This is a genomic window from Gemmatimonadota bacterium (assembly GCA_022560615.1).
Lineage (GTDB): Bacteria > Gemmatimonadota > Gemmatimonadetes > Longimicrobiales > Gaopeijiaceae > UBA1138.
This window is the reverse complement of sequence record JADFSR010000010.1, coordinates 77,104-100,973: the sequence shown is the minus strand read 5'-3', so window position 1 is coordinate 100,973 and position 23,870 is coordinate 77,104. Positions and strand designations below refer to the sequence as shown.

Annotated in this window: 17 protein-coding genes; 10 read left to right on the top strand and 7 right to left on the bottom strand. The window is 64.6% G+C overall.

Annotation, left to right across the window (positions count from 1 at the left end):
• Nucleotides 1–19 precede the first annotated feature (19 nt).
• The gene (locus IIB36_08375; GenBank protein MCH7531757.1) at nucleotides 20–1,951 is read right to left on the bottom strand and encodes an acyl-CoA dehydrogenase family protein; all 1,932 of its coding nucleotides are present in this window, start codon (nucleotides 1,949–1,951) and stop codon (nucleotides 20–22) included.
• 110 nt (nucleotides 1,952–2,061) lie between these two features.
• On the bottom strand, nucleotides 2,062–3,258 hold the full coding sequence (locus tag IIB36_08370) for a patatin-like phospholipase family protein (GenBank protein MCH7531756.1): 1,197 nt from the start codon (nucleotides 3,256–3,258) through the stop codon (nucleotides 2,062–2,064).
• Between the two features lie 164 nt (nucleotides 3,259–3,422).
• Here IIB36_08370 and IIB36_08365 point away from each other — a divergent pair, with 164 nt between their 5' ends.
• Nucleotides 3,423–3,893, top strand: coding sequence for a hypothetical protein (locus tag IIB36_08365; GenBank protein MCH7531755.1), 471 nt, complete (start codon nucleotides 3,423–3,425; stop codon nucleotides 3,891–3,893).
• 18 nt (nucleotides 3,894–3,911) lie between these two features.
• Here IIB36_08365 and IIB36_08360 read toward each other — a convergent pair whose 3' ends face one another.
• On the bottom strand, nucleotides 3,912–4,298 hold the full coding sequence (locus tag IIB36_08360) for a hypothetical protein (protein ID MCH7531754.1): 387 nt from the start codon (nucleotides 4,296–4,298) through the stop codon (nucleotides 3,912–3,914).
• Between the two features lie 581 nt (nucleotides 4,299–4,879).
• Between IIB36_08360 and IIB36_08355 the strand changes: the two genes are divergently transcribed.
• From IIB36_08355 to IIB36_08345, 3 genes are all read left to right on the top strand, one after another.
• Nucleotides 4,880–7,855 carry a SusC/RagA family TonB-linked outer membrane protein gene (locus IIB36_08355; GenBank protein MCH7531753.1) on the top strand — a complete coding sequence of 992 codons (2,976 nt, stop codon included), beginning with the start codon at nucleotides 4,880–4,882 and terminating at the stop codon, nucleotides 7,853–7,855.
• 19 nt (nucleotides 7,856–7,874) lie between these two features.
• On the top strand, nucleotides 7,875–9,233 hold the full coding sequence (locus IIB36_08350; protein MCH7531752.1) for a RagB/SusD family nutrient uptake outer membrane protein: 1,359 nt from the start codon (nucleotides 7,875–7,877) through the stop codon (nucleotides 9,231–9,233).
• Between the two features lie 219 nt (nucleotides 9,234–9,452).
• Nucleotides 9,453–10,028, top strand: coding sequence for a hypothetical protein (locus IIB36_08345; protein ID MCH7531751.1), 576 nt, complete (start codon nucleotides 9,453–9,455; stop codon nucleotides 10,026–10,028).
• A 251-nt stretch (nucleotides 10,029–10,279) separates the two neighbouring features.
• Here the strand turns inward: IIB36_08345 and IIB36_08340 are convergent, their stop codons facing one another.
• The gene (locus tag IIB36_08340) at nucleotides 10,280–11,017 is read right to left on the bottom strand and encodes a hypothetical protein (protein MCH7531750.1); all 738 of its coding nucleotides are present in this window, start codon (nucleotides 11,015–11,017) and stop codon (nucleotides 10,280–10,282) included.
• A complete protein-coding gene (locus IIB36_08335) occupies nucleotides 11,017–12,099 on the bottom strand; it encodes a hypothetical protein (protein ID MCH7531749.1) in 1,083 nt (360 codons plus the stop codon). The genes IIB36_08340 and IIB36_08335 overlap by 1 nt, the downstream gene beginning before the upstream one ends.
• A 441-nt stretch (nucleotides 12,100–12,540) precedes the next feature.
• On the opposite strand from IIB36_08335, the gene IIB36_08330 reads away from it, so the two are divergent.
• Nucleotides 12,541–13,938 carry a hypothetical protein gene (locus tag IIB36_08330; protein ID MCH7531748.1) on the top strand — a complete coding sequence of 466 codons (1,398 nt, stop codon included), beginning with the start codon at nucleotides 12,541–12,543 and terminating at the stop codon, nucleotides 13,936–13,938.
• Nucleotides 13,939–13,951: 13 nt separating this feature from the next.
• Here IIB36_08330 and IIB36_08325 read toward each other — a convergent pair whose 3' ends face one another.
• Nucleotides 13,952–14,371: a hypothetical protein gene (locus tag IIB36_08325; GenBank protein MCH7531747.1), complete on the bottom strand. Its 420-nt coding sequence runs from the start codon at nucleotides 14,369–14,371 to the stop codon at nucleotides 13,952–13,954.
• Nucleotides 14,372–14,679: 308 nt separating this feature from the next.
• Here IIB36_08325 and IIB36_08320 point away from each other — a divergent pair, with 308 nt between their 5' ends.
• The 5 genes from IIB36_08320 (at nucleotide 14,680) to IIB36_08300 (ending at nucleotide 22,866) form a co-directional block, all read left to right on the top strand.
• A complete protein-coding gene (locus tag IIB36_08320) occupies nucleotides 14,680–16,269 on the top strand; it encodes a hypothetical protein (protein ID MCH7531746.1) in 1,590 nt (529 codons plus the stop codon).
• Nucleotides 16,270–16,403: 134 nt separating this feature from the next.
• Nucleotides 16,404–17,198 carry a TonB-dependent receptor gene (locus tag IIB36_08315; protein ID MCH7531745.1) on the top strand — a complete coding sequence of 265 codons (795 nt, stop codon included), beginning with the start codon at nucleotides 16,404–16,406 and terminating at the stop codon, nucleotides 17,196–17,198.
• A gap of 200 nt (nucleotides 17,199–17,398) precedes the next feature.
• Nucleotides 17,399–20,398: a SusC/RagA family TonB-linked outer membrane protein gene (locus IIB36_08310; GenBank protein MCH7531744.1), complete on the top strand. Its 3,000-nt coding sequence runs from the start codon at nucleotides 17,399–17,401 to the stop codon at nucleotides 20,396–20,398.
• Nucleotides 20,399–20,418: 20 nt separating this feature from the next.
• The gene (locus tag IIB36_08305) at nucleotides 20,419–21,831 is read left to right on the top strand and encodes a RagB/SusD family nutrient uptake outer membrane protein (protein ID MCH7531743.1); all 1,413 of its coding nucleotides are present in this window, start codon (nucleotides 20,419–20,421) and stop codon (nucleotides 21,829–21,831) included.
• A gap of 237 nt (nucleotides 21,832–22,068) precedes the next feature.
• Nucleotides 22,069–22,866 (top strand): carboxypeptidase regulatory-like domain-containing protein, encoded by a 798-nt coding sequence (locus tag IIB36_08300; protein MCH7531742.1) that lies wholly within the window; start codon nucleotides 22,069–22,071, stop codon nucleotides 22,864–22,866.
• Nucleotides 22,867–22,965: 99 nt separating this feature from the next.
• Here IIB36_08300 and IIB36_08295 read toward each other — a convergent pair whose 3' ends face one another.
• Nucleotides 22,966–23,388: a hypothetical protein gene (locus IIB36_08295; protein ID MCH7531741.1), complete on the bottom strand. Its 423-nt coding sequence runs from the start codon at nucleotides 23,386–23,388 to the stop codon at nucleotides 22,966–22,968.
• Nucleotides 23,389–23,870: the final 482 nt, after the last annotated feature.

Below are 23,870 nucleotides of genomic sequence, written 5' to 3'. Positions count from 1 at the left end.
GCCTGTGAAGCATCTGGGGCTAGCCCGTAGCCACCGGTTCCCGGACTGAAGGCTCGGACGCGGTATCCGCGGCCACGCCCGCCTCGACCTGCTGGCGGTACGACTCGAGCGAGACGATGCCGCGCTCGAGCCACTCGAACTCGCCGCCCAGGAACCGTCTCGCGATACCGTACGTTGCTTCGTCGTCGTTGTTGAACATGGCGTCGAAGCGCGCCGCGATTCGGCGTCGAGCGTGCCGGCAATAAAGGTCCGCGAGAGCGGTCGCCCCCGTCTCATCACTGCCTCGATCCGTGAGCATCTTCGCGCGCACGAGGGAGGCCGTCATGACGAAGAGGTCTGCCCCGATATCGACGATCCGGCCGAGCACCGCTTGGCGTTTCTCGAGCGCGGGCCCGAAGCGGACCATGGCGTGGAAGGTCGAACGAGCGAGCCTGCGAGAAGTCCGCTCGACGAAACGCAGATGGCCTGCGAGCGGGCCGAAGGATGCGTAGCGCGGCCAAAAGCTCCAGCCGAGGAAACGCGTCGGGTACCACCAGGCGTAGTGCACGCCCGACCTGAAGAGCGCGGCCAGCTTCTTACCTGCCGACGCTTTCGGGTCGATGAGGGCGCCCGCGATGCTCAAATGTGTGTCCACGGCCTCGCGGGCGATGAACAGCCGCATGATTTCGGAGGAACCCTCGAAGATCGTGTTGATGCGCATGTCGCGGAGGTAGCGCTCGATTGGGTACGGCGTGTCTCCGCGCGCGAGCAACGAGGCATGGGTCTCGTAGCCGCGGCCTCCTCTGACCTGCAGCGCGTCGTCCACGATCTGCAAGCCGGTTTCAGATGCCCACAGCTTCGCGATCGCGGCTTCGAGTCGAATGTCGAAGGTCTTCGCGTCCGCCATCCCCGAGGTGAGCTCGACCACCGCCTCCATGGCGAACGTCTCAGCGGTCATCCTGCCGAGCATCTGTGCGATCGCGTCGTGCTTGCCCACCTGACGGCCCCACTGGACGCGGGACCCAGCCCAATCTCGGCACATCTCGAGTGCGCCCTTGCCGGCCGCCGCGCAGAATGCGGGCAGCGCAAGCCGGCCGGTGTTCAGCGTGATGAGCGCGAGCTTCAGGCCCTTGCCCTCTGCCCAAAGCAGATTCTCGCGCGGAACCCTCACGTCCGTGAAGCGAATGACTCCGTTCGAGAGTCCGTTGAGGCCCATGAAGGTGCACTCGCGTACGGTCTCGACTCCTTCCCACTCGGTCTCGACGATCAACGCAGTGATCGGCTTGCGCCGAGAGCCTTCGGGAGTCGGCGTGCGTGCCATGACGACGATGATGTCCGCCCGCGGCCCGTTCGTCGTCCAAAGCTTTTCGCCGTTCAGGATCCAGTGCGATCCGTCCTCGGAGAGTATTGCGGTCGTGGACATGTTCGCGGGGTCCGACCCCACGTTGGCCTCGGTGAGCGCGAACGCAGAGAGCGCTCCCCCGGCGAGCCGCGGGAGGTACCGTTGTTTCTGCTCGTCTGTCCCGAACTCCAGGAGTGGCCCCGGTACGCCGATGCTCTGGTGCGCCGATAGGAACGCCCCGGTCGAGCCGCAGCGCGATGAGACGATCTCCAGTGCGCGATTGTATGAGAGCTGGGACAGCTCGAGTCCGCCATACTCGCGTGGGATCTTGATACCGAACGCGCCTAGCTTCGCGAGTCCGTCCAGGACTTCTTGAGGGACGTGGCGGTCGCGGTCGATCTGGTCGCCGTCGATGTGATCTCGGGAGAACGCCTCCAGCTTCGCGAGGAAATCCGCCGCCCGCTCCTGCTCTTCCGGGTCAGGCACGGGGTGGGGGTGGATCAGATCCAGCTCGAATCGCCCTTCGAAGAGAGAGCGCGCGAAACTGCGCCGTTCCCAGTCCTGCTCGCGAGCGTACTCGGCGACCTCACGGGCCTCGAGTTCGGTGGCGAGCTTCTTGTCGTTTGCCATGTATGTTTCCGCGGTGATGGGCGCGTCCGTCCGCGAAGCCGGGAGGTGCCTGACGGGAATCGTTCCTAAAGCTAACTACGGGCCCAGATAGAGTGGCCACCGACGAGGCTCTATTCGTCGTCTTGCAGGAACTCCAAGATCTCCTGGCCCCGTGCCTCGGCGTCAGCCTCTCCGACCTCCATCAGTTTCTGGAGATAGTCGGGTTGGAAGAGTATCAGGCTCAAGAAGTCGGGGCTGCGCGCCTGTTTCGTTCCCAGTCCGCGCGTGAGGAAGCGAAAGGCCCTGGGCAGCTGGGGCTCGTACTCGTACGCGAGCCTCCCCAGGTCCATCGACGGTCGCAGCTTCAACAAGCGGACCGGCTTGAGGCCGTCCCGTTTCTCGGGGGGCAGGCGCTCGAGCAGCCGGTTGAGCCGCTCGAGCCGTAGAGCGTCGTTGTCGAGCAGGTCGAGGAAGATCGAGTTCATCAGGATGCCCGCGACCTGAGCTGGGGGAGGGTACGCCAAGACGGTGGGCTCCTCCGCCTCGTGCTCGCTGCCTTCGTAGCGGGTCGAGATCGCGAGGATCCTTCGGGCTCCCAGGTGCAGCGCTGGCGAGAGAGGAGCGGTCAGACGGATGCTACCGTCGCCGTACCACGCGTTTCCGAGTCGGACGGCGGGAAAGATGAGCGGCAGCGCGGCGGAGGCCATCACGTGCTCGACGGTCATCACCGCGTTCACGGCCCTCCGCCGGGCGCGCTGCCACTCGTGGATGTCGGATCCCTGCACCCAGGTGACCGATTGCTGGGTCGAGTAGCTCGACGTGCTGATCGCGACAGCCTTCAACGAACCACGCTCCAGATTGTAACGCACGCCCGTGAGCTCGCCGTCGACGGCGTGCAGCACCTCGGTCAGGTAGTTCCGGAGAGGCTGTGTGTCGACCAGCCCCCTCACTCGCGGTGCACCTCCCATGCCCCCGGATGCCAGCTGGCGCAGCCACCGAAAGCCGTTCATGGTGAGCGAACGGATATCGACGCAGAAGACGTCTTCGATGGTGAGGTTGCCCCACAACTGACTGAGTTCCCCCACCGCCTGCAGGAAACTTCCGTGATGCGACGCGATCAGCGCGGCGTTGATCGCCCCGGCGGAGGCGCCGGTGACGTACGGGATCCGCAGCTCCGGAAAGTTGCGGGCGACGTACCTCAGAAATCCCACCTGGTACGCCGCGCTGGCGCCACCGCCCCCCATCACGAGCCCGAGATCGCTCGGGCCGGCGGTGCGGTTAGCGGTGGGGACTTCCTCGAGAGGACCGAGCGGCGGGACTGGAGTCATGGACGCGGTTAGGTGGTGGGCGCGACGCCATGGTCGAGGCCCATGCCTACTCGAGTCAAGGGTGGATCGCTTGTCGCGTTGGGATCAGCACGACACGTTTCCGGTTTCAAATCGTCTACTGATATAGGCGCCCTTCGTTCTGACCCAAAATGCGATTGCAAAACATGCCCAACTTCCGTCCGCTTCTCTTCGTGGTTCTCTTCGCCGCTGCGGGCTGTGCCTCCTACCAGCCGGCTGAAATCTCGAGTCTCCGGCCGCAGGAGAAGATTCGTCTCGAATTGGAGCAGACTGAACTGGCGAGACTCATCGCGTTTGTGGACCCCGCGACGCGCTCGGTCAGTGGTCGCTTCGTGAACGAGATCGGTGACTCGGTGGCGATCATCGTGGAGACACCACTGTCGTACATGCAGGTCTCCGTTCCCCGCAGCTCGATCGTGCAGACGCGACGCCGCGTGGTCGACAACCGGAAGACCTTCATGTTTTCGGCGCTCATGGTCGGTGGAGTGGCGGCTTTGGCCGTGGTCGGCTTCGAAGGAGCTGGCAGTGACCCGGCCGGAGAGGACCCGGGTGTGGACCAGACCAAAATCCCGCTGCTGGGCTTCCGCATTCCGTTCAGCTTCTCGTTCGGCCACTGACGCGACTGCCGCTACCGATCAGCCTACGATCGGGCGACCGATCGCCATGATCCCCATGGCGACGAGCGCCAACGCTACCAACGTGCCGACGATGTGCGGCATGAAGGTCCGCTGCGCGATGGGGCGGCGTTTCATCACCGCCGCGACCACGTGGACCACCACCGCGGCGAGCACCATCGACGCGATGTGTCCGCCTAGCTGCGGATAGAATGATACTCCGCTCAGCAGGTAAGCCACTCCGAAGAGCGCCGTGAGGTCGATTGCACCTGTGAAGACGGCGGCCAGAATCCGCATGGTCTTGTCGTATTCGCGCTTCGTGGCCTGGCCGTATCCGGCGTAGCCCAGAACGAGGACGCCGGCCAAGAGCACCAGGTAGCGAAGGCCCGAGTGGGCGTAGAAGAGCATGACTGTTGATCCGGGATTAGGGTCTGTTCGTCAGCAAAGATGTCGAAAAACCCTCGGAACGCCGCATGTCGCATCGACATTTCAAGCTTGCGTGTCGCTGGGAGGTGGCTACCGCAACATCTTTTCGCTCCAGCCGTATCAATAACGTGGGGTGGATGGGTGATGGAAACCATTATGTGTTTCCCAGTTTCTTGGACCTAGGCTATAGGCTAAAGCTTCTCGGGAAAGTGCGCTCGTCTTGAGGGGAATCCCTCGACGGATCGCACCGGAATTAGCCCGACACACCAGGCCCTGCTGCCTCCATTCAGCCGTGGCGGCGCGTGACGCGTGAGGGGAATCGCGCTACGGAGCATCGCTGAACGTGCTCCTACAGTGACTTCCGGCTCCGCTTGTGAAATTTGGCACGAGCAGCTGACTCAAGGCTTAAATCCGGGACGTCCATGGGTGGTCGCCTAGCGTCGTGTCCCTGTGGGGAACATTCCCACGGGTGCAGCGGGTCGATCCCCACAGCGGGTGCTCGTGGTGCTGTGGAGATTGTCTCCGACGCTTGACTCCGGTCCCGCTCATGGTGAGGAGGCAACATGTCCCGAAGCAATGTTTGCAATGGGATCCTCCGCAGGACAACGCGCACCCTGACCATCACGGCCTTCGCCGTCATGGTTGGCTTGACTCCGGTCCAGGCGCAGACCGGCACGGTGACAGGTTCGGTTCGGGACGGCACCAATGGGCAGCCGATCGCTGGCGCCCAGGTGAGCATCTCGTCGCTCAACCTCGGTGCGCTGGCCAACAACGTTGGTCGCTACCTGCTTCTGAATGTGCCTGCAGGTACGCATTCAGTGCAGTTCCAGTACATCGGCTACGGCACCGAGACGATCGAAGTCACGGTCGCAGCCGGCCAAACCGCGACGGCTGACGCACGACTTCGCTCAGAGGCGATCAGCCTCGACGGCGTCGTCGTGACCGGCACCGCCGGTTCCGCGAGGCGTCGCGAGATCGGGAACTCGATAGTGCAGATCAACGAGTCCGTGATCGAAGCGATTCCGGCCTCGGACGTCGCCGACATTCTGCAAGGCCGGACCACGGGCGCGACCGTGCTGCAAAACGGCGGCATGATCGGTGCCGGCAGCACGATCAAGCTGCGTGGCAACAACTCGATGACGCAGGGTAACTCGCCGCTCGTCTACGTCGACGGCGTACGCATGCGTGCGACTTCCCTCGTCTTCTCGGACGAGGCCAACCAGGCCTCGAATCCGTTCGACGACATCAACCCGAACGACATCGCGCGCATCGAGGTCATCAAGGGCGCCGCTGCCACGACGCTGTACGGCACCGAGGCCGCGGGCGGCGTGATCCAGATCTTCACGAAGCGTGGCGTCGCCGGCGCCCCGGCGTGGAGCCTGATCATCGATCAGGGTCTGAACACGATCGGCCACATCGGTCCGGACGCGGACGTCAACCCGACCGGTCTCGGTCTGAACAAGTGCAACTACACCGAGGGTGGTGGGGACTCGATGTTCCCGGCCGACCCGTCCTGCCCGGAGAACGGCTCTTGGTTCAAGGACGGCTACAAGCAGCGCTACAATCTGTCGGTTCGAGGCGGCGCCGAGCGCATGAACTACTTCATGTCGGCGTCATGGGGTGACGAGCGTGGCGTGATGAACCCGGACGCGTGCAGCACGAACGAAGAGGGCGTGAAGCAGTGCGGCGCGGCCGGCGGCTTCGAGAACCCCGCGCAGGGTCAGCAGGACTGGAGCCTGCGCGGCAACTTCTCGTTCTCGCCGCTCGATGAGCTCGACATCCGCTTCAACACGTTCTACAGCCACAAGGACATCGACTGGCTGGCCGACGGCAACAACGCCGAGGGTCTTCTGCTGAACGTCTTCCGCGGTGGTGCGGACTATACGAACGACGAAGACGGCAAGACGCTCACCATGAAGCTGAACAACCTGAACGACCACTTCGTTACGGGCCTCAACCTGCTGTACAACCCCGGCGGTGGTATAAGCCATCGCCTCAACACCGGTATCGACTGGACGCGTGCCACGTACCGTGAAGACCGCCCGTGGGGCTTCTTCTACGTGCCGCTCGGTACCCGTGAGGTCGACGATCGCACGTTCCGCAAGCTGACGTTCGACTACGCGGGCACCTGGGAAGCCGACCTCGTCGGCGTCGCTTCCTCGTTCTCGTGGGGTGTTCAGATCTACAACGACTTCAGCTCCGGCATCAACGGCTTCGGTGACGACTTCGCCGGCCCTGGTGACAAGGTTCTGGAGTCCGGTGCGGTGACGGAAGCCTTCGAGTACAACTCCCAGGTCACCTCCGGTGGCTTCTTCTTCCAGGAGATGATCGGACTTTCCGACAAGCTGTTCCTGACGGCTGGTCTGCGCGTCGACGGTCACTCGACGTTCGGTTCCGACTTCGGTCTCGAGCCGTACCCGAAAGCGTCGGTCGCGTACATGATCTCGGATGAGGGCTTCTTCCCCGAGTTCATCGGCACCTTCAAGCTGCGGGCTGCGGTCGGCGAGTCGGGCAAGGCGCCTGGTCTCTTCGACGCTTCGCGTACGTGGAACTCGGTCGCGGGTGACAACGGCCAGCCAGCCGTTACGCCCGACAACCTCGGCAACCCGGATCTCGGCCCCGAGCGCACGCTCGAGTACGAGTTCGGTTTCGAGGGCTCGACGTTCAACGACAGGGTGACGTTCGAGTACACGTACTACGACCAGACCACCTCCGACGCGCTCGTCCGCGTCCGTCAGCTGCCCTCGGGCGGTTTCGTCGGCACGCAGCTCGAGAACGTGGGTGAGGTCTCGAACAAGGGCCACGAGATGTTCGTCAACGCCAACGTGATCGCCTCGGACAACCTGTCCTGGGACGTCGGCGCCCGTCTGTCGACGAACGACTCCGAGGTCATCACCCTCGGAGGTCTCGAGAGCATCAACGTCAGTTGGAGAAACTACATCCGTCCGGGTCTGGCGCTTCCCACGTTCTGCCACGACCGCGTCCAGAACCCGGACGAGATCGCCGCGCCGGTTTACGAAGAGGAATGCCTGGGCCCGACGACGCCGACGCACACATACGGGCTCAATACGTCGATTACGTTCGCCAGCCGGCTGACGTTCGACATTCTGGGCGAGGGCATGGGCGGCCACGTGCTGTCGTCCGGCACCGCGTACCAGAACGCGCGCCGTTCGGTGTGGCCACTGTGCCGCTCGACGGTCGAGGCGATCGCGGCGGGCAACCGCGGGACCCTGACGGCCGGTGAGCGCGCGCTGTGCGACCCGGGCAACACTCGTTACGGCATGTGGACGCAGGATGCGAGCTTCTTCAAGATCCGTTCGGCTTCGCTGAGCTACCGCGTGCCCGATGCGTGGCTGCCGTCGAGCATTCGTGCTGCGACGCTGCGCTTGCAGGGTCGCAACCTCGCCACGTGGACGGACTACGAGGGTGTGGATCCCGAGGCGTTCGAGGACGGGTCGGCTGAGGTTCTGTTCCGTCAGGAGTACTACAACCTGCCGCCGATCAAGAGCTTCAATTTCTCCGTCAAGATCGACTTCTAGAGCCACGGGAATACACATCATGAGACTGATGAAAAATCGCTGGCTCCCGATGGTGGCGCTCGTCGCCACGTTCGGAATGTCCGGCTGCAGCGACGAGCTGTTCGACGTCAAGAACCCGGGTCGCATCCTGGATGAGGATCTGAACACCCAGCGGGGCATCGCAGCCCTGGTGACCGGGATGTCCGCGGACTTCTCCGAGGGGTACGACGAGCAGGCATTCACCACCGCGATCCTGTCCGACGAGGTCGTCGGCTCGGGTAGCTATTTTGCCACAGGTCGTTACCGCCGAGGTCTCTTCGACTCGGAGGACTCCAACGGCCGTTGGAACGACGTTCAGCGCGCGCGCTGGGTCGCCGAGTCTGGTCTCCAGCGCATGGCGAACATCGAGGGATTCACCTTCACCGGGAACCCGTTGACCGCGCGGGCCTACCTCTTCGCGGGTCTCGCCAACCGCACATTCGGCGAGAACTTCTGCGAGGTCGTCTTCAGCAACCCCTACACCGAAGAAAGTCCCGGCCTCGGTGGAGAGATCGATCTGGGTGTGGCGCTTAACAGGACGGCCGCGTTCGAGCGGGGAATCCCGGAGTTGCAAGCGGCGGTCTCGCACGGCAGCACCGCGGGCGCGACCGACATCGTGACGGCGGCGCATGGTGCGCTCGCCAGCATGTACGTCGGTCTGGGACAGTGGTCGAACGTGATGACGGAGGCGGCCCAGGTGCCGACGAGCTTCGTATACAGCGCGGAGTACTCGTCGAACTCGAGCCGCGAGACAAGTGAGATCTGGGACGAGACCCATGGTCGTGCCGAGGTCTCAGCCTTCGGGACGCTGGCTGGGACGGTGGGCGCAGGTGACCCGCGGACGCCGTGGACCGACTGCAGCGACCCGGCGAACGCGTGCCCGTCGGCGAACGGTGCCGATGGTGTGACGATCCATTACCGCCAGGAGAAGTACCCGACCAAGGACGATGACATTCCTGTGGTGAAGGGTACGGACATGCGGCTTCTCGAGGCCGAGAACGCCTTGATGAACAATGACTTGACGACCTTCGACGCGAAGATCAACGAAGTCCGGGCGTTCCACGGTCTCGGTGCCTTGACGGCTACGGCGGTCGGTTCGATTACGGGTGGTGACGGCGGTGGGGCACACCTGACGTCGATGCTCGGTTGGGACATTCTCGACCGTGAGCGCCACCTCACTCTGTGGCTGGAGGGTCGCCGGCTTTGGGACATGCATCGGTGGAACCACCCGCACCTCGACGGTGGCGGCGTGATATACCAGGCGACCGTGGCACGTCGCGCGTCCTGCATGCCTATCTCCGACGACGAGTGTCAGGTGAACGACAACATCGACAGTGCCACCAAGTGTTTCACGATGTAGTCGACGTTCACTAGCGGGACATGCCGCCCCCTGGCCTTCGGGTCAGGGGGCGGCTTTGCGTCGGGGAGGGTCATCCCCTTTGATGACTGAGGCGCGTCGGGACGGGCGGTCGTCATGATGGGGGGTCGGGGGCGTATGGATTCTTGGACCGACTCTTTCGTTCGAGTCGGGGACGATGCACACTTCGAGACGGTCAGGACACGAGCTGGAGGCAGGACGATGACGAACCTGGACCGGGACGTGCGGCGGGCATCGCTTGCGGCGGTGGCATCGCTGGCGATCGCGTTCGCGACGCCGCTTCAGGGGCAGGTGAGGGTCGAGGGCGAGGTCATCGACAACAGGAGCGGGCTGCCGGTACCAGGCGTGATCGTCCAGTTCGCGGACCTCGGCCTGGCGGCTCTGACCGATTCGATGGGGTACTTCCAGTTCGACGCCGTTGCGCGCGGCACGCAGATCATGAACCCGAACGCGTGCAGCACGAATGAAGAGGGCGTGAAGACCTGCGGCGAGGCCGGTGGCTTCACATCACGGAACCCGAGCAGGGTCAGCAGGACTGGAGCCTACGTGGCAACTTCTCGTTCTCGCCGCTCGACGAGCTCGACATTCGGTTCAACACTTTCAACAGCCACAAGGACTATCGACTGGCTGCCCGATGGCAACAACGCCGAGGGGCTTCTGCTGAACGTCTTCCGCGGTGGTTCGGACTATACGAACGACGAAGACGGCAAGACGCTCACGATGGGGGTGCAAAACCTGAACGATGTAATGACCGGGTCATCAGTCGGAAACGTCTGAGCCTGAGCAGGCGCTAGCGAGAGGCCGGCGACCACAACGAAAGCGAGCCATGTGTTCTTCATGGATATCCGTCCGGTCGAGCTGATCACGAGCGGCGCAATCTAGACCTAGACCTAAGATCTAGTGGACTGTATCCGGTGTTTGGTAGACACCGAGAAGTCCACTGGGGGATTGTCTACCCGCAGTCGCGTGCCGGCTTCGACCGGGGCGTGCTCGGTCATCGGCGCGACGTTCGAGGGGGACAACCGTGCTCAGCGCGGCACCACCCTGCAGTCCACCAGTGTGCCGCAGCGCACTTCGAAACGGGCGCGATCCTCGGGCTCGAGCGAGAGGATCGTGACCGCCTCGACCGCCTGCCGCAGATCGATCACCTGCCCCGGGCGAAATGTGATCAGAAGCTGCCACTGCTCGTTGCCGTCCACGGAGGCCGACTCGAGCGCCGCGCCGGCGATCCACGGCACGCTCGCCAGCGCCGCGTGCAGGTCGGCTTCGTCTGACGGTGTAGCGGGCCCCGTGGCGAGGGGCAGCGAGAGCGGATCCGCCGAGAACGGGTGATTCTCACGCCAGCGGTTGACCGCGAGGTTCACCCTGCGCCAGTCCGCGCCTCGCGACAGCTCGTACTGGGCGTAAATCTGAAGGAGGTAGTTGTTGTGCTTCACGCCGGTAGCGAGCGCCTCCTCGAGCCGCGCGATCGCTTCCTCGTCGTCGCCGTCCGCGGACGCCTGCATGCCCAACAAGAAATCGGTGTCGGGATCGCCCGGATTGAGCTGGGCGACGACCTCCGTCATGTCCGCATGGCGACTCCAGAAGGTCGAGTCGTTTGCGGGGGCAGAGCTCTGCTGGCTGGAGGAGCATCCGGCGGCCGACTCGCACGCGCTGATCCAGTCGACCGTACCGCCGGAGCGGGATATCAGGAACTCCCGTGTGCCGAACACGAGCGTGACCACGTAGACGATCACCAGCATCCGGTACCGCTTCAAGACAGCCATCACAGCCCCGCCTGTACCTGCTTGTCCCGGACCTTCCAAATGAATGAGTCGAGATAGTAGTGCATCATGCCATACGCGTAGACCATCATCTGAGAGAAGAGCGCGTACGACGCCTCATAGTCCAGCGCCGGGATATTGAACTGAGGGATCGCCGGGTAGGGGGCGAAGTTCACCACCCCGAAACCGAACTCGTCCAACGGGTGGTTGATCAGTAGCTGGAAAAGAACCGCGTAGGCGGCGCCACCGAGCAAGAACCAGCGCAGTCGTCCCTGCCCCACCACCAAGCTCCAAAAACCTGGTTTGGCGGTTGGTCCGTCGGCGGTGCGTCCCATGAAGGCATAGACCATTACGATGTACTGCACGCCGTGCATGATCCGGTGGGCCACCGCGTACAGCAGGATCGAGTTGGTATTCCAGGCGACGAAGTACCAGAGGAAGTAACTCGCGGCGATGAACGCATACTTGATCGGGTTGATCCAATGGCCGGCCGCGATCGTCCTCCAGATGTGCCACACGTAGACGACGAGGTACGCGACCAGGACCAACCAGCTCGCGGTCAGCAGACCCTCCACGAAGCCGACCGAGACCGGAATGTCCATCCGGTGGAGCTCGCGGATCCACAGGAAGCGGAACATAGGCGCGTGCACGAACATGAAGCCGTACAGCACGATGTGGAGCGTGATGTCGAAGCGGCCGGTCGCGGGCAGCCCCGCCTTCGCCTTGAAGTCGTAGATCCGCGAGAGCCCATGTTGCTGCATGATGCTGTGCTGATGGTCCCACGCAGTGACGAGAAGCAGTAGCGTGATCGGGGCCCAGATCAGGCCGGCACCCGTCAGCGCGAGGATGACGAACGGCCCGACGAGCAACCGCTCCTTGAAGCGCTCCCACACGTCCGGCATGCCGTAAGAGCGAACCCAGCCGGCGTAGTGGTGCGGTATCGTGATCCAGAGATTGATGGACGCGACCGCGACGTACGGAAGCCATCGCTGAAAGCCCAGAGCGACCAGAACCGCGGCGAACGGCAGGCCGAGGAACCAGACAAGGTCCGCTCGGCGACTCAGGATGTAGCCCGTCTTGAACATGCCGATCAGCTAGCTGGATTAGGCTGGGAGAACCGGGGAATTTCAGAGTGCGAAAGCTATCCAGTCAGCACAGAAAACGGACATCCCGAACTCGAGGGACGCCTGCCGCCTCCTAAACCGACTCGGTGCCTCCCGGGGTACTACTCGAACGTGCGACTCTTGGATTGTATCTTGAGCCAGACTGACGCGTGGCACCGCTTGCGTTGGTCGGTCATCCTGCAGGATGTGCGCGAGAGGAGGAGGGGGCAAGCTCAACAAGGTCATCAAGCAGAAATGTCGGACGTCGGAAAGCCGACTACTGCTGCGGTCGGTCTCTTGCGATTCCGCTCACGGTCCCCGCGTCCGGTGTCATTGGACCTCGGCCGTGGCAAGGGGAGCCGGTTGCCGAGGGGAACACGCCACGATTAACCTCTCGTATCGGAGAAGTCCATGCGTGCAGTGCTGACAGTCTTGTCCTTGGCGGCGTTGGCCGCCGTCGCCGTGGTATTCGTGGTCAGGTCGGCCCCGGACCCCGCCGTCGTAGCGGCCCTCGACGAGAAGCTGCGCGCGCAGTTGGCCGAACGCGAGTTCACGGGACGCATCGAATCCACGCTCGAGGCGCGTCTCGGCAGGCCCGTCGATCCTCGCCTCGCGGAGGTTGGCCGGCTCCTGTTCTTCGATCGGATCCTCTCGCTGACCCGCGACAGTAGCTGCTCCGGGTGTCACGGGCCCAACGTGAGCTTCAACGACTCCAAGTCCATAGCGATCGGGGTCGGCAACAACGGCGTCGTCGGTCCGGGGCGCCGCGGGCCGTACAACCAGCGGCGTGCGCCGAGCGTCATCAATGCGGCCTTCTTCCCGCGCCTGATGTGGGACTCGCGGTTCGCTGCGGTTTCCATCGACCCGTTCCGCAACGACAAGGGCTTCAGCTTCCCTCCGCCGGACGGGCTTGCGCTCTCGCACATGGAGCACTTGCTGGGCGCGCAGGCATTCACCCCGGTCATCAACACGGTGGAGATGGCGGGGAGCTTCGTTGGCGACCATGAAGACATGAGAAGGGAGGTCTCCAGGCGCGTCGACGCGGTCGACGAGTACCGGACGCTCTTCAGCGAAGTCTTCCCGGAGGTCGCGGCCGGCCAACCGCTCCGCTACGAGCACATCGCGCTAGCCCTCGCCGAGTTCCAGTTCACGCTGGTGCGGGCGGATGCCCCCATCGACGCGTTCGCCCGCGGTGATACCGATGCCATGACCGTCGAGCAGAAGCGCGGCGCCCTGCTCTTCTTCGGCAGAGCGCTGTGCGGCGAGTGCCATATCGTGAGGGGCTTCGCGAACGAGATGTTCAGCGACTTCGAGCCCCACGTGCTCGGGGTCCCTCAGGTCGTACCGACGGACGGGATCCTGCCCTTCGACGGCCCCGGCGCCAACGAGGACCACGGACTGGAGCAGCATACCGGCAGGGAGCGTGACCGATACAAGTTCAGGACCCAACCCCTGCGCAACGTGGCGTACCAGCCTTCATACATGCACAACGGCGCCTACAAGTGCCTGAGCGACGCCATCCGCCACCACCTCGATGCCTTCGAGAGCGTGCGCAACTACACAACCGATCACCTCGACCCTAGGCTTCGAGGACCGCTCGGACCCAGCGAGCCCGTGCTGGCGAGAGTCAACAGATTCGTCCGCGACCCGGCGAGGCTTTCCGATGAGGAGTCCGGGCAGATTCTGGCATTCGTGCGATACGCCTTGACCGATCCGGAGGCGGCTCCGGAGGCGCTCAGGCATCTGGTGCCCGAGAGGGTGCCCAGCGGGCTGCCGGTGCACGAGTTCGAGTTTGGGGAGTGGGCGGGTGGGGGGTGCTAGGCCAGGCCGCTGGTCACCCGATGGTGCGGGACGTGAAGAGGAACTCGATGAACTCCCCGCTGCTGATCTCGGCCGACCGGTTGTGGAGCCGCTCGCTACCGATGAAGACCACCAGCCGAACCTGCTCCGGCGTGACCTCGTCGTTTGCGACGCGGACGTAGATGCGCGCGAAGCGCGCGATGCTGACCTCCTGTTCGAAGTCGCCGGTGAGTCGCGTGGTATCCGCCGTGAGAATCACCAGGTCACGCACCCCGGTCTCTTCGTCGAAACTGGCCAGGAAATTGGTGGAGACGATCAACTCGAGCGGAGCCGCCGGGTTGGCCTCGACCACCACGCGCGCGACCGTCGGTGTCTCGTCGTTTATGCACGCGGCGAACAGCGGTAGCCCCACCGCCAGGATGATAGCGACCCCCCTCATGGTTTCCGTCTTCACGTCAGCTGACTCCGTTCACGCCCAAGCGATCGAGGATACCCCACGTCACCCTCATCGGCTTCCTAAGTGAGCCGGCTCATATCTTGGCGCCCCGTTCGCCGATCAGTCAACCGGCCGGGATGACGCGCAACGCGTGCCGGCGGCACTCATCGCCGATTGTGCCCCGCAAGCCCGGCCCTTAACGTGCAGGCTTTCTCCCGCAGACGCGACACTATAGTCCGGAGTCCGGCGAGTGTCGTGGATCTCCCTCCCAAGCCGGACAGTTGGCCACGGGTGAACGAAAAACCAAGCACGAAAGACCGATGGCCATGGACCCCATGAAGCCCGCGGCATCCGGTGCGAGGCAACTCTCGCCCGGAAAGGCCGTGTTGTTGCCGTGCGCGTTTATCGCCGGGCTGGCCGGGCTCGGCCTTCTGGTACGACTGGGTGGTACTCGTCAGGCGGCGGTGGTGAGCCTCTCGATGCTGGGTGCGGGAGGCTCGCTCCTGGTGTGGGCAGCCGCGCTCTACGTGGCGGCGCGACGCTCGCATAGGACGCTGTTCCTGGAGGTCATGCTGGTCAGGGCCCACTGGGTGCAGGCGTTGACTCAGGTGGCGATCTACACCTACTGGGCATGGTACGTACCCAGCGTCCGCGTCTACTGGCCTTTGCTGCTCGCCCAACTGCTCTTCGCGTACGGGTTCCATATTCTGCTGACCTGGTCTCGGCGCGACCACTACGCTCTGGGTTTTGGGCCCGTCCCGATCACGGGTAGCTTGAACCTCTTCATTCTGTTCAGACCGGAGTGGTTTTACTGGCAGTTCGGGATCGTTGCGGTCGCGTTCGCCGCCAAGGAGCTGATCCGGTGGGAGAAGGACGGGCGCTCGGCACACATCTTCAACCCGTCTTCGTTCAGCCTCGTCGTGTTTTCGGCGGTGCTGATCCTGACAGGGACGACGGATAGGACGCTGGGTGTGGAGATCGCGTCGTGGTTGGTCCACCCGCCCCACATCTACGCGGTACTCTTTCTGGTCTCAATACCGGTTCAGCTCCTCTTCGGCGTCGCGACGATGACGGTAGCGGCGGCCGTCACGACGTACGTAGTAGGCCTCGCGTACTTCGGCATGACCGGTACCTACCTCTTCTTCGATGCGTACATCCCGGTCGCCGTCCTCATCGGCATGCTCCTGCTGATCACTGATCCGTCCACGGCCCCACGCACCGAGTCGGGCCGAATCGTCTTCGGCGTCCTGTACGGAATCGCTGTCATGGTGACGTTCGCGCTTCTGCGTATGGCGGACTTGCCGGCCTTTTACGACAAGCTGCTGCCGGTGCCCATCCTGAACCTGCTGGTGCGGGTCATCGACCGCGCGGCGGCGGCGGGAGCATTCAAGCTCGTGGATTTCTCGGACATCGGGCAGAAGCTCAACGCGGCAGGACGCCGCACCGCCATAGTGGGAATCTGGGCCTGCGTGTTCGTAGCGATCAGTGCCGCCGGGGCGCTCGATGACGAGCATCGAGGTCAATGGGTGCCCTTCTGGCAAGAGACCTGTCAGGAGGGGTCGGACCGTGCGTGTGAGCACCTGGCGGTCGTTCAGCAGAACCTCTGCCTGGCGGGTTCGGGTTGGTCCTGCAACGAGCTGGGCATTCTGCTCGTGGCGCTCGAGTTGGATCCATCCGAGGTCCAGGATGCGATCAGACGCGGGTGCATGTTGGAGTTCCCCACAGCATGCGAGAACCTGGGACGAATGACGACCGGCCCAGAGACGATGGAAAGCGCCCGCCCTCTCCCTGGAGATCTGCCGTTCATACTGAGAGGCAACAAGGGACCGATTCGTGAGCGGGACCCGAACGAGTTGTACGCGCTCGCGTGTGAACGAGGGTTCCAGGGCACATGCGGGATGCGCATCGACCCATAGTCGTGTCACGAAGTTCTAGTCGGTCTGGCCCTACTGTGCGCAGATTCTCGCGCAGTGGCTCGACCGTCCGCTGGCGCGCCGCCAGACCGGTCGCTACCGTTCACCGGTACTCGGTAGGCACAGGTGACCGCACCATGAGATTCACGCATATCCTCCCCGCGTGCGCATTCCTACTCACCGCGGGGCTCTCGGCCCAGGAGCCGCCCGCCGCGACCCTGGAGGGCGAGGTCGTGGACAGCGTCACGGGGCAGCCAGTGGCTGGCGTCCTTCTCCGCCTGGACTCCGGTCCCCAGACCCTCTCCGACGAAGACGGCCGCTTCCGGCTCGTCGGTCTTGAGCCGGGGCCGCATATGTTCGCGCTCCTCACCCATGACTGTCGGATCATGTGGAGCGAGGTCGAACTGACACCCGGGCAGGTCTCCCGTGTGGAGGTCCGGTTGGCGTCGGCCTTCGGCACGCGGGTAGAGCGGGAGCGCGAGCAAGCCGAGCGCCGCCGCTCCGAAGGGAAGCTGGTCACCGCCGAAGAGATCGAAGAGATGAACGCAACGTCGCTCGCCGACGTCATCCGGCGGGTGAAGCCGACGATGATCGGAGCTCCGCGCGGAACCGTCGGCGCCCCCACGTCGGTGAGCGGACGCAGCAGGAACTCCTTTCTGTCCGCGACCGGGGCGAGCGAACCCGTGGTGGTAGTCAACGGTGTCAGGGTGGCGCATGGGGCTCAGGCTCTGGACTTCATCCGCCCGTCCGAAGTGGAGACGCTCGAGCTGCTCCCCGGCGCGGCCGCCGGATGGGAGTTCGGCTCGGCCGGCTCGGCGGGAGTGATACGTGTCACGACCCGCCGGGGCGACGACAGGGCCCCTTCGCGTTCCGGTGCCGAGGGCTGCGTCGTCCCGGACTTTCCCGTTGGTGTGCGTCGCGCGCCGGCCTGAATCCCCCGTGGTTTCTGCGCAAGAGTACATGCAAGAGTACATGAAGGCAGCGTGGTCATTGACATTGGCGCTGCCCGGAAGTACACGTAACAATTCTGGGGCACCAAACGTAACAATTCTGGGGCACCAATAGGGGTAGGACCCTCCCTTTATGTTGTGTGTGTTGGTGCCGGGGCGTGGGTACTTACAGTGAGGAGGACATGATGATTCGTTCATTGTTAGAAAGCTTGGGTAGTGCTGCCACGCGCAGCCTCACCGGGCTCGCGATGGCTCTCGCGTTCATGGCGTTCGGTGCCGTGGGTACCGCAGCGCAGACGGGAACCGTGACCGGGTCGGTCGTAAACATCGTGAGCCAGACGGCACTCGCCGGCGCCCAGGTCTCCGTCCTGGGCACCAGCATCGGCGGGCTGGCCAACAACGTCGGGCGGTATCTGATCCTGAACGTTCCCGCTGGGCAGCACACCATCCGGGTGCAGCTCATCGGCTTCGCGACCGTCGAGCAGACGGTGACCGTGACCGCAGGCGAGGTCGCGGCCGCAGACTTCCGCCTCCGCCAGCAGGCGCTAGCGTTGGAAGGCGTGATCGTGACTGGCACGGCCGGACAGGCCCGCCGGCGCGAGATCGGTAACACGATCAGCCAGATCTCGGTCGAGGACATCGAGCTGACGACGGTCACCGACCTGGGTGACATCCTGCAGGGCCGTGTCACCGGGGTGCAGATCAACGACCACGGCGGACAAGTCGGCGGCGCGAGCATGATCCGGCTGCGTGGCAACAGCTCGCTCACGCAGGGGAACTTCCCGCTGATCTACATCGACGGACTCCGGATGGAGAACAGCGCCATCATGTCCGACGACGAGGCCGGTCAGGAGGCTTCGGCGTTCGACATGATCAACCCGAACGACATCGAGCGCATCGAGATCATAAAGGGGCCGGCGGCTACGACGCTGTACGGCACCGAAGCGGCCGGCGGCGTGATCCAGATCTTCACGAAGCGCGGTAGCGCGGGTGCTCCGGCGTGGACGTTCAACATGGACGGGGGCATCCACTCGATGAAGCACCAGGCGGGCGGCATCAACCCGAAGTCGATCAACCCCACGGGATACTATCTGAACGACTGCACGGTGAGGCGGGAGTTCGACACCAACACCAAGGAGTTCGTCACCATCAACGAACGCCAGGCCGGGTGTCCGGAAAGTGGGAGCTGGTTCAAGAACGGCTTCCTGCAGCGGTACAACCTGAGCGTGCGCGGCGGCGGTGAGACCGCGACGTACTTCGTCTCGGGCCGTTGGGAGAACGAAGAAGGCGTCGTCGACCCGCAGGGCCTCACCGCATACGGCGTGCGTGCGAACGTCTCGTTTCAGCCCTTCGACGGTCTCGACATCAGCCTGAACAACAGCTACCAGCACAAGACAATCACGTGGATCCCGGACGGCAACAACGCCTCTGGGTTCCTCCTCAATGTGCTGCGTGGGACCGCGGGCTACACGCCCCAGAACGACGACTCGAAGGTCTTCGAGAACGACATCCTATCGATCATCGACCAGTACCAGTTGTCCGCGAACATCAATTGGTCGCCGAACAGCACCTGGGCGCACCGCCTGAACGTCGGCCTGGACTACACGGTCAACGACTTCATCGACTGGAAGTACTGGGACTACTACGCCGAGCCGACGGGCGACCGTGAGGACGACCAGAGGCAGGACCGTAACCTGACGTTTGACTATGCCGGCACCTTCAACTACAGCCCGCTATCCGACGTGACGTCGCACTTCGCATTCGGCGGACAGCTTTACGAGGAGTTCAATTACCGTCTCAACGGTTTCGACGAGAGGTTCGCGGGCCCGGGTGAGCCGCAGCTGGGTGACGGGACCAACCCGGGTATATTCGAGAACCGTCTGCGGGTGCGCAGCGGCGGTGCCTTCCTGCAGGAGCAGCTGGGCTGGCAGGACAAAGTCTTCGTGACCGCCGGTGTGCGCTGGGACGGCTTCAGCACCTTCGGCGAGGGGTTCGGCCTCGCGACGTACCCGAAGTTGTCGGGTACGTACCTGATCTCGGACGAGTCGTTCTGGCCGGGCGTCGTGGAGACGCTCAAGCTGCGGGTGGCGTGGGGCCAGTCGGGTAGGGCCCCGGGCGCCTTCGACGCGGAGAAGCTCTGGGAGGCGACGCAGGCGGACGAGCAGCAGCCGGCGGTGGTCATCAACAACTTGGGCAACCCGGATCTGGGCCCGGAGAAGAGTACCGAGCTCGAGTGGGGCTTCGACGCCACGGCCTACGGCGGCCGGCTTACCGTCGAGTTCACGAAGTACGATCAGACGACGGCGGACGCCCTTATCCGCGTGTCGCCTACGCCCTCCACCGGGACGAACAACCGTGTGCTCCGGAACCTGGGCGAGATGAAGAACTGGGGGACGGAGCTGTCGGTGCAAGTGGTGCCCGTGCGCTCGGACGACATCGAGTGGGCGCTGGGTGTGCAGTGGAGCACCAACGACAGCGAGGTCACGGACCTGGGTCCGCTCAAGGACCTGGGCAGCACGATCCGGTTGGGCCTGCCGCTCCGGATCCGATGGGACGACCAGCTCATCGTCTGCGGGCGAGATAACGACCCCGGCGAGGCATGCTGGGACCCCGTGGCTGCGTACGACCCAAGCAGTCCTCCGAAGAAAGGGAAGAGGTTCATCGGGCGGCAGTTCCCGACGGACCTCCTCAACTTGACCACGCGGCTGACGCTCTTCCGGTCGCTCACGCTGGACGTGGTGGGCGAGGGGCAGTACGGCATGTTCCTGTCGGTGGGGCCGGCGTACCAGAACATGCGCCGCACGTCCCTCTCGAACCCGGTGTGGCCGTACTGCGCACCCATTCTGGACACTTGGAATAGCGGCGACCGGACATCCCTCACGAACCAACAGGTGGTCGAGTGCGTCCAGAAATTCTCGGACCAGGGCGTCTGGACGCGGAAAGCCGACTTCTTCAGGCTGCGCTCCACGACGCTGGCGTGGCGCGTGCCCGACAGGTGGGTGCCCGGCGGAGCCCGGAGCGTCCGGCTCTCGCTGCAGGGCAAGAACATGCTCACGTTCACCGACTACGTCGGGCTCGATCCGGAAGGGCAAGATAACGGGCTCAGCGACGCGACGCCGAACGACTACTACACGTACGGGCCGCCGCGCACGTTCCTGTTCGGCGTGAGGGTGACCTTCTGATGGCGCGCGCGCAGAGGACGGTGAGCAAGCGACCGATCATGGCCGCGGGCGGCCTCGCGGTGGGTCTCGTTCTTCTTCTTCTGTCCAGCTGCAGCCTGGACATCCAAAACCCCGGAGCGATCACGGACGATTCCCTGAACGACGCGAGCCTGATGCGCGTGGTGGTGAACGGCATCGCCAACGAGTTCAACACCATGGTCGAGGGCTTCGCCTTCGACAACGCCCGGCTCGGCGATGGTCTGGCCGGCACCGGGAGCTACTTCCAGACTGGCCGCCTCCGCCGCGGCGCCATGGATTGGGAGGAGACCGCCGGCGACTGGGGACAGATCCACGAGACGATCTGGACGGGCCAGCAGGCGTGGGGCCGGATGACGAGCCTGGAGGACTTCGACGAGACTACCAGCGAGCTCGCGTCCAGGGCGTGGATGCTGATGGGCTTCGCCCACCGGACCTTCGGCGAGAACTTCTGTCAGGTGGTGTATAGTGTTGACTTCGACCCCGAACTCGCCGGCCCCGTCCAGCCCAGGGAGGTGGCGTTCGACAGTGCCGTCGTGGCGTTCAATCGGGCGATCACCATCGGCACGGCCGCCGGGAGTGCCGGCGCCGACTTCGCGATGGCGTCGCGCGCCGGGCTGGCGCAGGCCTACATGGGCAAGGGCGATTTCGGGCAAGCGGTGACCCATGCCCAGCAGGTCCCGACGGACTTCGTGCTGTCGGCGATCTTCAGCCTCCAGTCGAACAATAACTTCGTCTATGTCGAGACGGGGGGCCGTGCGGAGGGTGGCGTCTTCGGGACGTACGCGTGGCAGCTCGACTCGCAGGATCCGCGGGCGCCGTTCACCATCTGCGGTACGTTCGACGATCCCGATAACCCCAAGAACTCGGACGTGACGCCCACCAACGCGGCCGGTTGTACGTCGCACCAGGGGGCGGACGGGGTCACGGCGCACTACCGGCAGGACAAGTACCTCGACGAAGGGTCGGACATCCCGGTGGCGACGGGCGTCGAGATGCGTCTGATCGAGGCGGAGGCTGCGCTTGTGAGCAACGACCTCGCCACGTTCACGGCCAGGATCAACGACGTCCGCACCTTTTACGGGCTGGCGGCGATCGCCCAGCCGGCGACGCGCGGCGCGTTGGAGTATCCCAACGCGTACGACGCGAGCACGGGAGATGTCACCGGAGCGGGTGTGGACGGCTGGTCGATCCTGGACGGCGAGCGTTGGCTCACCACATGGTTGGAAGGACGGAGGGTGTGGGACCTGCATCGTTGGAACCACCCCTTCCTCGACGGAGGGATCGTCTTCTGGGACTCCGAGGCCAGGAGGGTCTCGTGCTGGCCGATCCCTGAGATCGAGTGCACGCTCAACGACGCCCTCCGCGGCGAGACGTTGTTGACGGGCTTGGGGAGCGAGACGATGACGTGCGGATGAGTCTCGCCCACCGGAGTTGCGGGTACGGGCGTCCGTCGTAGCGCCGAACCCACACTCGACCGGGTACAGTTACCCCCGCCGGCTCGCCGGCGGGGGTAACGCTTTTCGGGGCCATCCGTATGTGCCCGGGTGCACGACGGGAGGCCACGACGGGAGGCCGGTTGAACCACGGGGAGTACCCGACGGAGGGACGCGGGGCGGGAGCCGAACGAGGAAGTGATGCGTGCGGGACATCGAATGCGAAGGGCCTTCGCGGCGGCGGCGTTCGCGGTTGGCGCCTGGCTGGCCGGCGCGGTGCCGTTGCACGGCCAGGTCATCCGCGGCAGGGTTGTCGACTCCGAGTCGGCCGAGCCCGTCGTACTGGCCTACGTGGGCCTCCTCGCCCCGGGCAGCGAGCTGGTCGTTGCCACCCTCGCCGACGACGACGGCCACTTTTCCGTGCGTGCGCCGGCCGTGGGTTCGTACTTCCTCTACGTGACGCGGACGGGATACCGGGCCGTCGTGGACGGGCTCTTCGAGCTTGGTGAGAACGGCGTCTTCGAGCTGTTAATCGGCATGAGACGGGCGCCGATCCCGGTGGACCCGATCACGGTCGCGGTGGAGGGGGGCGTCCGCGACCTACGCACCGTCGGGTTCTACGAGCGACGGGACCTCGGGCTCGGGCACTTCATCGAGCGGGAGGAGATCCAGCGGGTGGCGATCGAGGACCTGACCGACGCGCTGAGGGGGATCCCCCGCTTTCGGGTGGTCACGCCAGCACCCAGCCGCGTCGCGCCCACCGGAGTGCTGAAGCCCGAGATCCTCGTTCGCCAAGGCGCCGACTACTGCTCGCCCACACTCTTCATCGACGGGACAGTCGTCGCGTTGGGGAGCAGGAACCGCCGCAGCCCCCAGACGGCGGTGCGTCCGGACGACTTCGTCGATCCCTCCGACGTGGAAGCAGTCGAGATCTACACGAGCCCCGCCAGGACGCCTGCGGCGTTCGAGGCAACGGGCGGGTGCGGCGCCGTCCTCATCTGGACGCGCATGCGGTGAACTGGCGCCGCCTCTGGGTCCTCGGCCTCGGGGCTGCGCCAGCGAGGCCGCGAGGCCGGCGGCATGCCACGTGCCGGAGCAGCCAGTCCGGGACGCCCCTCAGAAGATCGTGGTTGCGGTGGTCTTGCCCGTGACGAGAAAGGCGCCGATCACGGTGACCCCCACGAGCACCCCTGCGATCAGGAGCGAGGTCTTGTTCGGTTCGACTCCCGCCACCAGCACTGCGCCGATGTCGGAGAGCGCAAAGGTGCGCGCCCGCGTAGTGTTGCTCCCGTCCGTCCCGCCTCCGTCCGGGGTCGCGAGCGCCCCGACGATCGAGAGCGTCGAATCGGTCCACTCGACGTGATCCACCCGACTGAACTCGATGCGCTCGCCCGACTCCGGGTCGCCGAGGACGACGCCGCGGACGTTGGTGGAGGATCGCAGCGCGGGCTCAGGGAGCGGTTGAGCAAGTGTGCCCATGCAGCCCGCGAGGAAGGGGACGATGCCCGCGATGACGAGGATTCTCCGGGGTTTCTTCATGGTCGCAACATGAGTGGGCCCGCTGGGCCTGGCAAGCGCTGCGTAGGGCGGTGAAGCGTCCGTGCTCGGCGAAAAACTCCTGCTTCACACACGCCAGGTCGGCGACACGGTGACCGCCACGTGCCAGCCTGTGATACGCGCCGAATAGCCGAGATTGCCACCTGTCGGTCGGGCCGTGGCCGTCGCGGAGCGAAGCGAGGGTGGCGCCCGGATCACCCGTGGACAAATTGCCGAAGCCCAAAGGCTGTCTCGCGAATGGGTTGAGGCACACTGTTGAGTTCAGGGACCATACTACGTAACACGCGACGGGGAGGGAGGACCGCGAGCAGATCCTCCTGCAGCAACACCAGCGGCAACCGAGGCTCGAAGATTAGAGCCCGAACGCCAGCAGGATAGAGCCGACGATCATCACTCGACGCCCTTGCGCGCGGCACGCAGATCATCAGCACCCACCACTTCGCGTGCGATGCGCTGGCGGCCGA

What these genes read in the sequence shown, in the direction of transcription:
- IIB36_08375 (MCH7531757.1), bottom strand. Translation starts at nt 1,951, where the DNA reads ATGGCAAACGACAAGAAGCTCGCCACCGAACTCGAGGCCCGTGAGGTC.
- IIB36_08370 (MCH7531756.1), bottom strand. Translation starts at nt 3,258, where the DNA reads ATGACTCCAGTCCCGCCGCTCGGTCCTCTCGAGGAAGTCCCCACCGCT.
- IIB36_08365 (MCH7531755.1), top strand. Translation starts at nt 3,423, where the DNA reads ATGCCCAACTTCCGTCCGCTTCTCTTCGTGGTTCTCTTCGCCGCTGCG.
- IIB36_08360 (MCH7531754.1), bottom strand. Translation starts at nt 4,298, where the DNA reads ATGCTCTTCTACGCCCACTCGGGCCTTCGCTACCTGGTGCTCTTGGCC.
- IIB36_08355 (MCH7531753.1), top strand. Translation starts at nt 4,880, where the DNA reads ATGTCCCGAAGCAATGTTTGCAATGGGATCCTCCGCAGGACAACGCGC.
- IIB36_08350 (MCH7531752.1), top strand. Translation starts at nt 7,875, where the DNA reads ATGAGACTGATGAAAAATCGCTGGCTCCCGATGGTGGCGCTCGTCGCC.
- IIB36_08345 (MCH7531751.1), top strand. Translation starts at nt 9,453, where the DNA reads ATGACGAACCTGGACCGGGACGTGCGGCGGGCATCGCTTGCGGCGGTG.
- IIB36_08340 (MCH7531750.1), bottom strand. Translation starts at nt 11,017, where the DNA reads ATGGCTGTCTTGAAGCGGTACCGGATGCTGGTGATCGTCTACGTGGTC.
- IIB36_08335 (MCH7531749.1), bottom strand. Translation starts at nt 12,099, where the DNA reads ATGTTCAAGACGGGCTACATCCTGAGTCGCCGAGCGGACCTTGTCTGG.
- IIB36_08320 (MCH7531746.1), top strand. Translation starts at nt 14,680, where the DNA reads ATGGACCCCATGAAGCCCGCGGCATCCGGTGCGAGGCAACTCTCGCCC.
- IIB36_08315 (MCH7531745.1), top strand. Translation starts at nt 16,404, where the DNA reads ATGAGATTCACGCATATCCTCCCCGCGTGCGCATTCCTACTCACCGCG.
- IIB36_08310 (MCH7531744.1), top strand. Translation starts at nt 17,399, where the DNA reads ATGATGATTCGTTCATTGTTAGAAAGCTTGGGTAGTGCTGCCACGCGC.
- IIB36_08300 (MCH7531742.1), top strand. Translation starts at nt 22,069, where the DNA reads ATGCGAAGGGCCTTCGCGGCGGCGGCGTTCGCGGTTGGCGCCTGGCTG.
- IIB36_08295 (MCH7531741.1), bottom strand. Translation starts at nt 23,388, where the DNA reads ATGAAGAAACCCCGGAGAATCCTCGTCATCGCGGGCATCGTCCCCTTC.